The sequence below is a fragment of the Bradyrhizobium sp. WSM4872 genome, from assembly GCF_055811715.1.
On record NZ_JBVVPT010000020.1, the window covers coordinates 24,264 to 38,607 of the forward strand.

Below are 14,344 nucleotides of genomic sequence, written 5' to 3' on the forward strand. Positions count from 1 at the left end.
CATCGGGAGCGAGTTTGAGTTGCGCGGCTTCAGTGGCCGAGCTCGCTCGAGATGACGTCGCCGAACAGCTCCCATTTCCGGCCCTTGAACCGCATCATCTGGAGCTGCTCGATCGGGGCGAAATTATCGGCCGCGGTGTTGATCTTGATGCCGGGCAACAGGGTGTCGGGCTCGAAATCCTTCAGGCTTGCCGCCTGCTTCATGACGTTCTCGCGGGTGAGATCGTCGCCGCACATCTGCAGCACCTTCACCATGGTTTGGGCTGCGGCGTAGCCGAACACTACGCCGGCATCGAGCTTGTTGGCCTTGGGATCGTATTTGGCGAGGAAGTTGTAGAACTTCTTCATGCCGTCATCGGCATTCCATTGCGGGTCGGAGCCGTCCTTGGTGTAGCTCGCCGACAGGATGCCTTGCGAGATCTCGAGCCCGGCCGGCTCGAGCACGCCGCCGACCGAGGCCGAGACGTTGGAGATGATGTGGACCGGATGCCAACCGATCTCGGCCGCCTTCTTGATCGCTTGCGCTGCAAATTTCGGCGTGGTGATGCTGACGAAGATGTCGGCGCCGGAGGCTTTCAATTTCACGACGTGCTCGTCAATTGCCGGCTCCGAAGTGTCGTAGCCGTCTTCCAGCACGATCATCGAGGCCTTTGGCCCAAGGCCGTCCTTCAGCCCCTTGAGATAGTCCTTGCCGAAATCGTCGTTCTGATAGAGCACGCCGATCCTGCCGTCCGGCTTCTCCTTCATGATGTACTTGGCGTAGATGCGCGCCTCGCTGGCGTAGCTCGGCTGCCAGCCCATGGTCCAGGGATATTGCTTTGGATCGTTCCACTTCGAAGCGCCGCTCGCCACGAACAATTGCGGCACCTTCTTCTCGTTCATGTATTTGCGAATGGCGCCGTTGGTGGAGGTGCCGAGCGAGCCGAAGATCAGCAGCACCCCGTCGCTCTCGACCAGCTTGCGGGCCTGCTCCACCGTCTTCGGCGGCGAATAGCCGTCGTCGTAGGAGATGAACTTGATCTTGCGGCCGCCGATGCCGCCCTCGGCATTGATCTTGTTGAAATAGGCTTCCTCGGCCTTGCCGATCGCCGCATAGGCGGAGGCCGGGCCGCTATAGGGCATGATGTTGCCGATCTTGATCTCGGTATCGGAGGCGCCGCTGTCGTATTTCTTTTGCGCCAGTGCCGGGCTGCCCATCGCAGTGCACAACGCGAGTGCGGCCAGAACGCCCGCAACCTGAAATCGAACGGCAGTCATCTTTCTCCACCCGGAACGGATCGCCGCCGCATTGAACAAGATTGATGCGGGACGTCAACAAAAAGCCCCCGCGATCGTCCGCGGGGGCTTCTCGATGTGTCGGACTATTGCGTCAGGGTGTCACTCGGTGGCGATGTCGCCGCTGATGATCTCGCCGAAGAGTTCCCACTTCTCGCCCTTGAAGCGCTGCATCTGAAGCTGCGCGATCGGGGCGAAGTCGGTGGGTCCGGTGTTGATCTTGACGCCGGGCAGCAAGGTGTCCGGTGCAAAATCCTTCAACGAGGCCGCCTGCTTCATGATGTTGGCCCGGGTCAGATCGTCGCCGCACATCTCCAGGACCTTGGCGAGCGTCGACGCGGCGCCGTAGCCGTAGACCATGCTGGTGTCGGACTTGTCGGCACCCGGCATGTACTTGTCGACGAACTCGTTCCACTTCTTCATGCCGGGGTCGTTGGCCCACTGCGGGTCCGTGGAGTCCTTGGCATAGGCGGCCGACAGCACGCCCTGCGCGGCCTCGAAGCCGGCCGGCTTCATCACGCTGCCGACCGAGATCGACACGTTGGTGAGGATCTGCAGCGGCTTCCAGCTCAGCTCGGCGGTCTTCTTGATGGTCTGGGCCGCGAACTTCGGCGTCGCGTAGATCAGCAGGACGTCGGGATTGGCCGCCTTGATCTTGACGATGTGACCGTCGATCGAGGGCTCGGACACCTCGTAGCTTTCTTCCATGATGATCATGGACGCGCCCTTGGCGCCCAGGCCGTCCTTGGTGCCCTTGAGGTAGTCTTTGCCGAAATCGTCGTTCTGATAAAGGATCGCGACCTTGGCGTCCGGCTTCTCCTTCAACAGCCATTTCGCGTAGATCTGCGCTTCGCTCTGGTAGGAGGGCTGCCAGCCCATGGTCCAGGGGAAGTTCTTCGGGTCGTTCCACTTGGTGGCGCCGGTGGCGACGAACAGCTGCGGGATCTTCTTGGCGTTCAAATACTTCTGGATCGCGCTGTTCGAGGGCGTGCCCAGCGGGTTGAACACGACGATCACCTCGTCGCTCTCGACCAGCTTGCGGACCTGCTCGACGGCCTTCGGCGGCGAATAGCCGTCGTCATAGGTGACGAAGTTGATCTTGCGGCCGTTGATGCCGCCCTTGTCGTTGATCATCTTGAAATAGGCTTCTTCGGTCTTGCCGATGATGCCATAGGCCGAGGCCGGACCGCTGTACGGCATGATGTTGCCGATCTTGATCTCGGTATCGGATGCGCCGGTGTCGTATTTCTTCTGGGCGAATGCGGCGCCGGAGGTGAGAGTGATGACCGCCGTTGCCGTTACCAGCGCAGCGGTTCGCAGTGTTCTTTCAAAAAGCAATTCGGGTCTCCTTGGCTTAATCAACGGGTTGTCAGTTCTTTCTGAGCCGGCCGACGAGTTGCTGGCCCATGATCGCGATCTGCCTCGCGCCGTGCGGCACGAGATAGATGACGGCGAACAGGAGTACGCCGAATACGGCGCCGGAGAGGCCCTTGGAGATGCCCTCCGCCATGTTCGGCACGAAGATGATGAAGGCTGCGCCGACGAACGAGCCGGGCAGCCAGCCGACGCCACCGACGACCATGCCGAGGAACAGCGAGATCGCCAGCGTGATCGTGTAGCTGTCGGGCGCGACGAACTGCACGGCGATGGCGCCAAGCGAGCCGGCAACGCCGGTGATGCCGGCGGACACGCCGAAGGCCAGCGTCTTGTACAGTGCGACGTTGACGCCCATCGAGGAGGCCGCGATCTCGTTGTCGCGGATCGCCATGAAGGCGCGGCCCGAGCGGGAGCGCAGCAGATTGACCGAGAAGATGTAGATCGCGAGCACGACGGCGAGCGAGAAGTAGTAGAGCCACGTGTCCTGCGACATCGGCAGCCCGAACGGCGCGTCGGGCTTGGTGACGACGAGGCCCTGCACGCCGCCCGTCCAGTGCTCGAGGAAGTTCAGCTTCAGCAGCTGCGGCATCGCGGTGGCAAGCGCAAAGGTCGCGAGCGCGAGATAGACGCCCGACAGCCGCAGCGCCGGCTTGCCGAACAGGTAGCCGAATGCGAAGCAGACCGCCGCGGAAACCGGAATTGTCAGCGCATAGTTGACGTTGAAGTACTCCATCAGCACCGCCGACGTATAAGCGCCCACGGCGTAGAAGGCGCTCTGGCCCAGCGAGAACTGGCCGGAGCCGCCCGTCAGGATGTTCAAGGCCAGCACCGCGAGCCCGTAGATCAGGAGCATCGTCATCTGGAAGATGATGAAGTTCTTGACGAACACCGGCACGACCAACAGCACCGCCAGCACCAACAGGGAGGTGCCCGTGCCCAGCGTCATCGCCCGCTTCGGAACCGCCTCGACGGCCGGGGCTTCCGTGACGACGTCTTCTGCAGCGCTCATGATCAAACTCGCTTGACGATTTGCCGGCCGAACAGGCCAGCGGGTTTGACGACCAGGACGGAAATGATCAGCGCGAGCGCGATCGGGAGCTTCAGCTCGTTGCCGACGCCGGGAATGTAGGTGCCGGCGAGGTTTTCGAAGACACCGACCAGGAAGCCGCCGACCACGGCGCCGAACGGGCTGGTCAGTCCGCCGAGCACCGCCGCGGCGAAGCCGTAGATCAGCACGCCGCCCATCATGTTGGGCTCGAGGAACACGACCGGTGCGATCAGCATGCCGGCGATCGCACCGATCGCGGACGCCATGCCCCAGCCCAGCGCGATCATCCAGCTGGTGTTGATGCCGACCAGCCGGGCCGATTCAGGCACGGAGGCGGCCGCGCGCATGGCGAGGCCGATCTTGGTGTACTGGAAGAAGAAGTAGAGGCCGAGCAGCAGCAGCACCGTGACGCCGATCATGCCGGCCTGGTGGGTCGAGATCAGCTGGCTGCCGAGGAACGGCGAGGAGCCGAACGGGGTCGGATACTGCTTGATGGTGAAGTCCCAGATCAGGCCGGCGGAGGAGTTGATGATCGCGAACAGCGCGATGAAGCCGGCGACGTTGGTCAGCACCGGCGCCTTGGCGAGCGGCTTGAACAGGATGCGCTCGATCGCGATGCCGCCGACGAAGGACAATGCCAGCGTGATCACGAAGGCGGCCCAATAGGGGATGCCCCATTGCATCAGCTGCCAGGAGATGAAGGTCGAGAACATCGCCATCTCGCCCTGCGCGAAGTTGAGATGGTCGATCGCCTGGTAGATCATGACCACGGCGAGCGCCATGCAGGCGTAGATCGCGCCCGTGGCGATGCCGGCCAGCACTTGGTTGGTGAACAGCTCCATCTGCCGGCTCCTCAGTAACCCAGATAGGATTTGCGGATTTCTTCGTTGTTCGCGATGTCCTTGGCGTTGCCCGACATCACGATGCGTCCGGTCTCGATCACATAGGCCTGGTCGGCGAGCTCGAGCGCGAGCTGGGCGTTCTGCTCGACCACCAGGATCGACACCTTGTCCTCGCGATTGATCTTGCCGAGGATGCCGAACAGGTCGCGCACGACCAGCGGCGCCAGGCCGAACGAAGGTTCGTCCAGCAGCATCAGCCGCGGCCGCAGCATCAGGGCGCGGGCGACCGCGAGCATCTGCTGCTCGCCGCCCGAGAGCGTGCCGGCCTGCTGGGTATGGCGCTGCTTGAGCACCGGGAAATGCGCATACATGCGCTCGATGTCGGAGACGATGCCGGCGCTGTCCTTGCGGGTGATGGCGCCGAGCTGGAGGTTTTCCTCCACCGTCATGGTGGTGAAGGTGCCGCGGCCCTGCGGCACATGGGCGATGCCGAACCGCACGATGCTTTCGGTGGAGCGGTTGTTCAGCGGCTTGCCGTCGAACTCGATGCCGCCGGTCGAGCGCACCATGTTGCAGATCGCGCGCAGCGTGGTGGTCTTGCCGGCGCCGTTGGCCCCGAGCAGCGTGGTCAGCGATCCCTCGCTAAGCGAGAAGGACAGGCCGTGGAGCGCCTGGACCTGGCCGTAATAGGCGCGCAGGTCCTTGACGTTGAGCAGTGTCGTCATTGGTCCTTGCTCCCGAGATAGGCCTTGATGACGTCGGGATCCGCCTGCACCTGGGCGGGCGTGCCTTCCGCGAGCTTCTTGCCGAAATTCAGCGCGACGACGTGGTCGGCGATCGACATCACGAGGCCCATGTGATGCTCGACCAGCAGCACGGTCATGTGGCGTTCGTCGCGGATACGGCGGATGAGGTCGCCGAGCACGTAGACTTCCTCGTGGTTGAGGCCGCCGGCGGGCTCGTCGAGCAGCAGGATCTTCGGATCGGCAGCGAGCGCGCGCGCCAGCTCGACGCGCTTCTGCGTGCCGAACGGCAGGCCCGACACGACGGTGTGGGCGACGTCCTCGAGGTCGAGATAGGCGAGTATCTCATGCACCTTCTTGTTGACGTCGCTCTCGCTGCGGCGAACCCAGGCCAGCCGCAGCGAGTCGCTGATGATGTCGCTGGAGGTGCGGGCATGGGTGCCGACGCGGACATTGTCCATCACCGACAAGTTCGGAAACAGCGCCACGTTCTGGAAGGTGCGGCCGATGCCGATCTCCGCGATCCGGTGCGGCGGGCGCGTCAGGATGCTCGCGCCCTCCATCAGGATGTCGCCGGACGACGGCTGGTACAGCCGCGAGAGGCAGTTGAAGAGCGTGGTCTTGCCGGCGCCGTTGGGGCCGATCAAACCGAGGATCTGGCCCTTGTGCATGTCAAAGGACACGCCGTTGAGCGCAATGATGCCGCCGAACACGACGCTGACGTCGCGAACCGCGAGCAGGGGCGATGTCCCCTGCGCGAGCTGTGCCTGCGTCATCTCGTCTCGCCCACTCTGTTCGGTGAGCGAAGGAGCGATGTGAACCACTCCCGATGATGACAAAGGCTATCTGATCCCCTCGGCCACACGCGCAACTTTCCCTCCTGATTTCAGCTTTTTGCTGACGTCTTTTTTGGAATGCGGCATCAGACCCCCAAGTGCCGCTTCGATGTTCCTTACCATCGCAAGCAGACGCGGTCCAATGTCGTTGATCAAACGCTCTTCCGTGAAGCGGAATGCCGGCGCGCCGCAATTGAATGCGTAAGGGCCGGTTCCGTCGTTGAGCCTGAGCGCGACGCCGGCGGCGCCGATGTCGTCGTGCCAGTCGCCGACCGAAATCGCAAATCCGTATTTCGCGACGATCTCGCCGGAACGTTCCAGCCCGTCGCGCATCTTGGGCCAACGGCTGCCGTAATGTTCGCGCAAGACACGAGACAGTTCCGCCCGATCGTTTTCCTCCAGCGCCCAGAAATAGGCGCGCCCCATCGCGCTGGTTGCAATCGGCACGCGGGAGCCGACGTCAAGTTGAACGCCGACCGTCTCGCTGCCGCGGCTTTGCCCGAAATAGATCATGCTGTGACGGTCGCGGCCGCCGACAGCAACGGCTCCGCCGGTCGCGCGCATCATTTCCTCGCGGAACGGTTCGGACAAATGCCGAACGCCGAGATTGGATAACGCGGCGTAGCCGAGCGCCATCGCGGCTGGCGCAAGCTGATATTTCTCGAAGCGGGGAACCGGCGTCAGATAGCCGAGCTTGGTCAAGGTATAGGTCAGCCGCGAAACCGTCGGCTTGGGCAAGTTGGTACGGGCTGCGATTTCCTGATTGCCAAGAAGTCCGTCGCTGGGCTGGAATGCGCGCAATACGTCTAGTCCGCGGGAAAGCGCGACGACGAAATTCCGATCGGTCGCGGTCTTCTTTCCTGTACGCTTCATCCCGGATCTGCTTCTTGCGCGGAGTCGTTGACAAGCCACGTGCTTCAAAATAACCCTGCCGTCAAGATGCGGAATTAAATTCCGCAGTGCGAAATTGAACAAAAGTTACCCCACCAAGGAGGGACACCGTGAGCGAAGTGGTCAAGCTTGAGCGTCATGACGAAGTCGGGATCGTCACGGTCGACAGCCCTCCGGTCAACGCGCTGAGCGCCGCGGTTCGCGGCGGAATTCTGGAATGCATCAAGGCCGCGGTCGCCGATCCCGCCATCAAGGGCATCGTGCTGACCTGTGCCGGCCGGACCTTCATCGCAGGCGCCGACATCACTGAATTCGGCAAGCCGCCGAAGGCACCCGGCCTTAACGATGTGCTTTCCGAGATCGAGAATTCACCAAAGCCGGTCGTGGCCGCGATCCACGGCACCGCGCTCGGCGGCGGCCTCGAGGTCGCGCTCGCCTGTCATTTCCGCGTCGCGGTGAAGGAAGCCAAGCTCGGCCTGCCCGAGGTGAAGCTCGGCCTGCTGCCGGGCGCCGGCGGCACCCAGCGCCTGCCGCGCGCGGTCGGACCGGAGCTCGCGGTCAAGATGATCGTCGGCGGTGATCCGATCGGTGCGGCGGAAGCGCTGAAGAACGGCCTGATCGAGGAGATCGTCGAGGGCCCGGCCGCCGGAGGCGAAGCCTTCGTACGAAAGTTGCTGGCTGAAAAGCGTCCGCTGCGCCGCCTGCGTGACGACGACTCCAAGATCGCGGCGGCCAAGGCCGATCGCTCGATCTTCACCAATGCGGTTGCCGCCATGACCAAGAAGGCGCGCGGCCTGGAAGCGCCGTTCGCGGCGGCCGACGCCGTCGGCTACGCCATCGACCTGCCGTTCGACGAGGGCCTCAAGAAGGAGCGCGAGGGCTTCCTGAAGCTCGTCGCCAGCGATCAGTCCAAGGCGCAGCGTTATGCCTTCTTCGCCGAGCGCGAGGCCAGCAAGATCGCCGGCGTTCCTGAAGGGACCAAGCCGCGGCCCGTGAACCGCGTCGCCATCCTCGGCGCCGGCACGATGGGCGGCGGCATCGCGATGTCCTTTGCCAATGCCGGCGTTCCCGTCACCCTGATCGAGACCGGCGAGGAGCAGCTCAAGCGCGGCATGGGCATCATGCAGAAGAACTGGGAAGCGACCGCGGCGCGCGGGGGCATCCCGGCGGATGCGCCCGCCAAGCGCATGGCGCTGATCAACGGCGTCGTGGGCATCGAGAACGTCGGCGATGCCGACCTCGTCATCGAAGCCGTGTTCGAGACCATGGCAGTGAAGAAGGAAGTGTTCGGCAAGCTCGACCAATACGTCAAGCCGGGCGCCGTGCTCGCCTCCAACACCTCCTACCTGAACATCGACGAGATCGCGAAGTCGACCAAGCGTCCGCAGGACGTGCTCGGCATGCACTTCTTCTCGCCCGCCAACGTCATGAAACTGTGTGAGATCGTGCGCGCCGACAAGACCGCGCCGGATGCCCTCGTGACCGCGGTCAACATCGCACGGAAAATCGCAAAAGTGCCGGCCGTGGTCGGCGTCTGCGACGGCTTTGTCGGCAACCGCATGCTGGCCCAGCGCGGCAAGCAGTCGGAGAAGTTGCTGTTCGAAGGTGCCTTGCCCCAGCAGGTCGACGCCGTCGTGACGAAATTCGGCATGCCGATGGGGCCGTTCGCGATGGGTGACCTCGCCGGCCTCGACATCGGCTGGCGCTCGCGCAAGGACCGCGGCATCAAGTCGGAGATCGCGGACGCGCTCTGCGAAGCCGGCCGCTTCGGCCAGAAGACCGGCAAGGGCTATTACAAATACGAAGCCGGCTCCCGTTCGGCGCTACCGGATCCGGAAGTCGAGAAGCTGATCGACGAGACCCTGCTTCGTTTGGGCCGCAAGAAGCGCGTCGTCAGCGACGACGAGATCCTCGAACGCATGATGTATCCGATGATCAACGAGGGCGCGAAGATCCTGGAAGAAGGTATCGCCGCGCGCCCGTCCGATATCGACGTGGTCTGGCTCTATGGCTATGGCTGGCCGATCTACCGCGGCGGCCCGATGTTCTGGGCCGACACCGTCGGCCTCAAGCACATCGCCGATCGACTCTCCTTCTATGCGAAGGAGACCAATGACCCCAGCCTCGAGCCCGCGCCACTGCTGAAGAAGCTCGCGGAGGAGGGCAAGACCTTCGCCTCGCTCGCGGCGGGCTCGAAAGCGGCGTGATGGTATTGGGGTGGCTGTGATGTCTCGCCCCGAGCAACGCTCTCTCCGTTCCCTCCCCCCTTGTGGGGGAGGGTCAGGGAGGGGGGTAGCCCCGGGCGCCGGCGCTTGTGGCCACCGCCTTCCCCAACCCTTCCCCACAAGGGGGAAGGGAGCCCGTCTGTCCGTGCCCGCCTCACGTTTGCAGAGTAACGACCCTTAATGACCCATCCCGGCGAACAGTTTTATCCCGAGGGCGTGCGCTGGGACGACACCATCGTCCAGGGCACGCTGCCTGACCTGCTGGCAAAAGCCGCCGCGGAGTACGGCCCACGCACCGCGCTGGAATTCCGGGATCGTCCGATCACCTACACCGAACTCGCCGCGATGGCGGAGCGTGCGGCTGCCGCGTTCCTGCGCGCCGGCTGCGGCAAGAACACTTCCATCGCCCTGTTCCTCGGCAACACGCCCGATCATCCCGTCAATTTCTTCGGCGCACTGAAGGCAGGCGCCCGTGTCGCGCATCTGTCGCCGCTCGACGGCGAGATCGCGCTGACGCACAAGGTCTCCGATTCCGGTTCGCGCCTGCTCGTCACCACCAACCTCGCGGCGCTGCTGCCGACCGCGCTGAAATTCCTGGAGAAGGGCCTGATCGATCGCCTGGTCGTCTGCGAGGACGACAACTGGGGCAAGGTCGGCACACCGCAGGCTGCGATCCCCAGCGATCCCCGGATCGTCACCTTCAAGGCATTTGTCGAGGGCGCAACCGCGCCGGCAGAGTGGCCGCAAGTGAACGCCGACGATGTCGCGCTGCTGCAATATACCGGCGGCACCACCGGCCTGCCCAAAGGCGCGATGCTGACCCACGGCAACCTCACCTCGGCCGTGTCGATCTACGACGTCTGGGGCAAGCCGTCGCGCGCGACGCGCGGCGACGTCGTCGAGCGCGTGATCTGCGTGCTGCCACTGTTCCACATTTATGCGCTCACTGTCGTGCTGCTGTCCTCGCTCAGCCGCGGCTATCTGATCTCGCTGCATCAGCGTTTTGACGTCGAAGCGGTGATGCGCGACATCGAAATCAAGCGCGCGACTTATTTCCCCGGCGTGCCGACGATGTGGATCGCGATCGCCGCGCTCCCAGATCTCGACAAGCGCGACTTCTCCTCGCTCGCCACCATCGGCTCCGGCGGTGCGCCGCTGCCGGTGGAGGTCGCAAATTTCTTCGAACGCAAGGTCGGCAAGAAGCTCCGCAGCGGCTGGGGCATGACCGAGACCTGCTCGCCCGGCACCGGCCATCCGCCCACCGGTCCCGACAAGCCGGGCTCGATCGGCCTGATGCTGCCCGGCATCGAACTCGACGTCGTCGCGCTGGACGATCCGAGACGCGTATTGCCGCCGGGCGAAGTCGGCGAGATCCGGATCAAGGGCCCGAACGTCACCAGGGGCTACTGGAACAGGCCCGAGGGGTCCGCGGAGGCCTTCGTCGACGGCCGCTTCGTCACCGGCGACATCGGCTATGTCGACACCGACGGCTATTTCTTCCTGGTCGACCGCAAGAAGGACATGATTATCTCCGGCGGCTTCAACGTCTACCCGCAGATGATCGAGCAGGCGATCTACACCCTACCAGGCGTGCACGAGGTGATCGTGCTCGGCATTCCCGACTCCTATCGCGGCGAGGCCGCAAAAGCCTTCATCAAGCTCAGGCCCGGCGCAAATCCGTTCTCGCTCGACGAACTGCGCGCGCAGCTCGCCGGCAAGCTCGGCAAGCACGAATTGCCGGCGGAGGTCGACTTCGTCGACGATCTGCCGCGCACGCCGGTCGGAAAGCTGTCGCGCCATGAGTTGCGCCAGCAGCAGAAACCATCACAATCCGCCCAACTTGCCACCCGACTTGCATCAGGAGATCGCTCTTGACCGACGCCGTCATCGTTTCCACCGCTCGCACCCCGATTGGCAAGGCCTATCGCGGCGCGCTCAACGCCACCGAGGGCGCAACCCTGCTCGGCCACGCCATCGGCGAAGCCGTCGCGCGCGCCAAGGTCGACCCCAAGGAGGTCGAGGACGTCGTGATGGGCGCTGCGCTGCAACAGGGCGCGACCGGCGGCAACATCGCGCGCAAGGCGCTGCTCCGTGCCGGTCTCCCCGTCACCGTCGCCGGCACCACCATCGACCGGCAATGCGCCTCGGGCCTGCAGGCGATCGCGCTCGCCGCACGTTCGGTGATTTTCGACGGCGTCGAGATCGCGGTGGGCCATCCCTACGGCATGTCGGGCGCGCGTCTCACCGGCCACGCTCTGATCGAAGGCCGCCGCCGCAAGGCGAAGTACGCGGTCGTCACCATGTGCGTCGGTGGCGGCATGGGCGCGGCGGGGCTTTTCGAGGTGTTGCAGTAGTTCTGGTCCAGTAGCCGTCGTCCCGGCGAAAGCCGGGACCCATACTCCGCAGCAGGAGTTTGGCGCACGAACAACAATGGCCTTCGCAAGACAACGAAGGTCGGTGGTTATGGGTCCCGGCCTTCGCCGGGACGACATTCACAGGAGGATCCGATGGATCTCGCATTCACGAAAGAAGAGCAGGCGTTTCGCGAGGAAGTGCGATCATTCTTCCGCGACAACGTGCCGCCGGATACGCGGCGCAAGCTGGTCGAGGGCCGCCACCTCTCGAAGGACGAGATGGTGACGTGGTGGCGCATCCTCAACAAGAAGGGCTGGGGCGTCAGCCACTGGCCCAAGCAATATGGCGGCACCGGCTGGACCTCCGTGCAGCACTACATCTTCAACGAGGAGCTGCAGTCCTACCCGGCGCCGCAGCCGCTCGCCTTCGGCGTCAGCATGGTCGGCCCCGTCATCTACACCTTCGGCAATGAAGAGCAGAAGAAGCAGTATCTGCCCCGCATCGCCAATGTCGACGATTGGTGGTGCCAGGGCTTCTCCGAGCCCGGCTCCGGCTCCGACCTCGCCTCGCTCAAGACCAAGGCCGAGCGCAAGGGCGACAAATGGATCATCAACGGCCAGAAGACCTGGACCACGCTCGCCCAGCACGCCGACATGATCTTCTGCCTCTGCCGCACCGACCCCTCCGCCAAGAAGCAGATGGGCATCTCCTTCATCGTGTTCTCGATGAAGTCCAAGGGCGTCACTGTGCGCCCGATCCAGACCATCGACGGCGGCGCCGAGGTCAACGAGGTGTTCTTCGACGACGTCGAAGTGCCCATCGAGAACCTGATCGGCGAGGAGAACAAGGGCTGGGACTACGCGAAATTCCTGCTCGGCAATGAGCGCACCGGGATTGCCCGGGTCGGCGTCTCCAAGGAGCGGCTCCGCCGCATCCGCGATCTCGCCGGCAAGGTCGAATCCGGCGGCAAGCCGATCATCCAGGACGCGGGCTTCCGCGACAAGCTCGCGGCCTGCGAGATCGAGCTCAAGGCGCTCGAGCTGACGCAGCTCCGCGTCGTCGCCGACGAAGGCAAGCATGGCAAGGGCAAGCCCAATCCGGCATCCTCCGTGCTGAAGATCAAGGGCTCCGAGATTCAGCAGACCACCACCGAGCTGCTGATGGAAGTGATCGGCCCGTTCGCGGCACCCTACGATGTCCACGGCGATGACGGCTCGAACGAAGCCATGGACTGGACCGCCCAGATCGCGCCGAGCTACTTCAACAACCGCAAGGTCTCGATCTACGGCGGCTCCAACGAGATCCAGCGCAACATCATCGCCAAGGCGGTGCTGGGGCTTTGATCGTACACTATCAACACGCACTCACCGTCATGGCCGGGCTTGACCCGGCCATCCACGCCTAGCGCTACGAAAGAACGTGGATGCCCGGCACAAGGCCGGGCATGACGACATCGATACCGGAGAGCAAAGAACATGGATTTTGATCTGAACGAGGAGCAACGGCTTCTCAAGGAAAGCATCGACGGCCTCTTGACCGATTCCTACGATTTCGAGAGCCGCAAGAAGTACATGAAGGAGAAGGGCGGCTGGAGCAAAACCGTCTGGGGCAAGCTCGCCGAGCAGGGCCTGCTCGGTCTGCCCTTCGCGGAGGCCGATGGCGGCTTTGGCGGCGGCGGCGTCGAGACCATGATCGTGATGGAGGCGCTCGGCAAGGCGCTGGTGCTCGAGCCTTATCTCGCAACCGTCGTGATCGGCGGCGGCTTCCTGCGCCATGCGGGCAGCGATGCGCAGAAGGCCGCGCATGTGCCCGGCATCGTCGACGGCAGCAAGACGCTCGCCTTTGCCCAGCTCGAGAAGAACTCGCGCTACGATCTCTTCGACGTCACCACGACGGCGAAGAAGAAGGGCGACGGTTGGGTCATCGACGGCGAGAAGTTCGTCGTGCTCAACGGCGAGAACGCCGACACCCTCATCGTGACCGCGCGCACCAAGGGCGAGCGCCGCGACAAGAGCGGCATCGGTTTGTTCCTGGTGCCGGCCGACGCCAAGGGCGTCGCCAAGAAGTCGTACCCGACCCAGGACGGCCTGCATGCCGCCGACATCACCTTCACCGGCGTCGAAATCGGTGCCGATGCGGCGCTCGGCAATCCCGACGAATCGCTCGCGCTGATCGAGCGTGTGGTCGACGAAGCTCGCATCGCGCTTTGCGCCGAAGCGGTCGGCCTGATGGACGAGTCGCTGAAGACCACGGTCGAGTACATTAAGACGCGCAAGCAGTTCGGCGTGCCGATCGGTTCGTTCCAGTCGCTGCAGCACCGCGCCTCCGACATGTTCGTCGCCGCCGAGCAGGCGCGATCGATGTCGATGTTCGCGACCATGGCTGCTGATTTCGAGGACGCCAAGGAGCGCAGCAACGCCGTTGCGGCGGCCAAGGTGCAGATCGGCAAATCGCTGAAGTTCGTCGGACAGCAGGCGATCCAGCTCCACGGCGGCATCGGCATGACCATGGAGGCGAAGATCGGCCACTATTTCAAACGCCTGACCATGATTGAGAACTCGTTCGGTGACACCGACTACCACCAGCGCCGCGTGGCGGATGGTGGCGGGTTGATCTGAACTGAGCCGGCCACACGAAGACTGTCATGCCCCGGCTTGACCGGGGCATCCAGTACTCCGCGGCGGCTGTTCGTTCACACAGCTTCAGCCGCGGCGTACGGGATCGCCCGGTCAAGCCGGGCGATGACACCGAAC

The 14,344-nt window shown here is 63.9% G+C and carries 12 protein-coding genes; 5 read left to right on the top strand and 7 right to left on the bottom strand.

All coding sequences use genetic code 11. The annotated features are described in order from the left end of the window. Positions 1–29 precede the first annotated feature (29 nt). The 7 genes from AC0L3C_RS24105 to AC0L3C_RS24135 form a co-directional block, all read right to left on the bottom strand. Positions 30–1,256, bottom strand: coding sequence for an ABC transporter substrate-binding protein (locus AC0L3C_RS24105; RefSeq protein ID WP_473264520.1), 1,227 nt, complete (start codon positions 1,254–1,256; stop codon positions 30–32). Between the two features lie 120 nt (positions 1,257–1,376). Then, positions 1,377–2,612: an ABC transporter substrate-binding protein gene (locus tag AC0L3C_RS24110; RefSeq protein ID WP_473279411.1), complete on the bottom strand. Its 1,236-nt coding sequence runs from the start codon at positions 2,610–2,612 to the stop codon at positions 1,377–1,379. 31 nt (positions 2,613–2,643) lie between these two features. Continuing rightward, on the bottom strand, positions 2,644–3,660 hold the full coding sequence (locus AC0L3C_RS24115) for a branched-chain amino acid ABC transporter permease (RefSeq protein ID WP_473264522.1): 1,017 nt from the start codon (positions 3,658–3,660) through the stop codon (positions 2,644–2,646). A gap of 2 nt (positions 3,661–3,662) precedes the next feature. Further along, positions 3,663–4,541 (bottom strand): branched-chain amino acid ABC transporter permease, encoded by an 879-nt coding sequence (locus AC0L3C_RS24120; protein WP_007599708.1) that lies wholly within the window; start codon positions 4,539–4,541, stop codon positions 3,663–3,665. Between the two features lie 11 nt (positions 4,542–4,552). Then, complete coding sequence (locus AC0L3C_RS24125; protein ID WP_007599709.1) at positions 4,553–5,266, bottom strand: ABC transporter ATP-binding protein; 714 nt, start codon at positions 5,264–5,266, stop codon at positions 4,553–4,555. Then, positions 5,263–6,060 carry an ABC transporter ATP-binding protein gene (locus AC0L3C_RS24130; protein ID WP_473264524.1) on the bottom strand — a complete coding sequence of 266 codons (798 nt, stop codon included), beginning with the start codon at positions 6,058–6,060 and terminating at the stop codon, positions 5,263–5,265. The genes AC0L3C_RS24125 and AC0L3C_RS24130 overlap by 4 nt, the downstream gene beginning before the upstream one ends. A gap of 66 nt (positions 6,061–6,126) precedes the next feature. Then, complete coding sequence (locus AC0L3C_RS24135) at positions 6,127–6,993, bottom strand: IclR family transcriptional regulator (RefSeq protein ID WP_473409172.1); 867 nt, start codon at positions 6,991–6,993, stop codon at positions 6,127–6,129. Between the two features lie 128 nt (positions 6,994–7,121). Here AC0L3C_RS24135 and AC0L3C_RS24140 point away from each other — a divergent pair, with 128 nt between their 5' ends. The 5 genes from AC0L3C_RS24140 to pimD all read left to right on the top strand — a co-directional run bounded on the left by AC0L3C_RS24140 (position 7,122) and on the right by pimD (position 14,209). Beyond that, positions 7,122–9,218, top strand: coding sequence for a 3-hydroxyacyl-CoA dehydrogenase NAD-binding domain-containing protein (locus AC0L3C_RS24140; protein WP_473279409.1), 2,097 nt, complete (start codon positions 7,122–7,124; stop codon positions 9,216–9,218). 198 nt (positions 9,219–9,416) lie between these two features. Beyond that, positions 9,417–11,111 (top strand): dicarboxylate--CoA ligase PimA, encoded by a 1,695-nt coding sequence (gene pimA, locus AC0L3C_RS24145; protein ID WP_473409137.1) that lies wholly within the window; start codon positions 9,417–9,419, stop codon positions 11,109–11,111. After that, on the top strand, positions 11,108–11,590 hold the full coding sequence (locus AC0L3C_RS24150; protein ID WP_473409138.1) for a thiolase family protein: 483 nt from the start codon (positions 11,108–11,110) through the stop codon (positions 11,588–11,590). Before pimA ends, AC0L3C_RS24150 begins: the two co-directional genes overlap by 4 nt. Before the next feature lie 153 nt (positions 11,591–11,743). Continuing rightward, positions 11,744–12,934 (top strand): pimeloyl-CoA dehydrogenase large subunit, encoded by a 1,191-nt coding sequence (gene pimC, locus AC0L3C_RS24155; RefSeq protein WP_473409139.1) that lies wholly within the window; start codon positions 11,744–11,746, stop codon positions 12,932–12,934. A 132-nt stretch (positions 12,935–13,066) separates the two neighbouring features. After that, positions 13,067–14,209, top strand: a complete 1,143-nt coding sequence (gene pimD / locus AC0L3C_RS24160; protein WP_473409140.1) for a pimeloyl-CoA dehydrogenase small subunit — start codon at positions 13,067–13,069, stop codon at positions 14,207–14,209. Positions 14,210–14,344 lie beyond the last annotated feature (135 nt).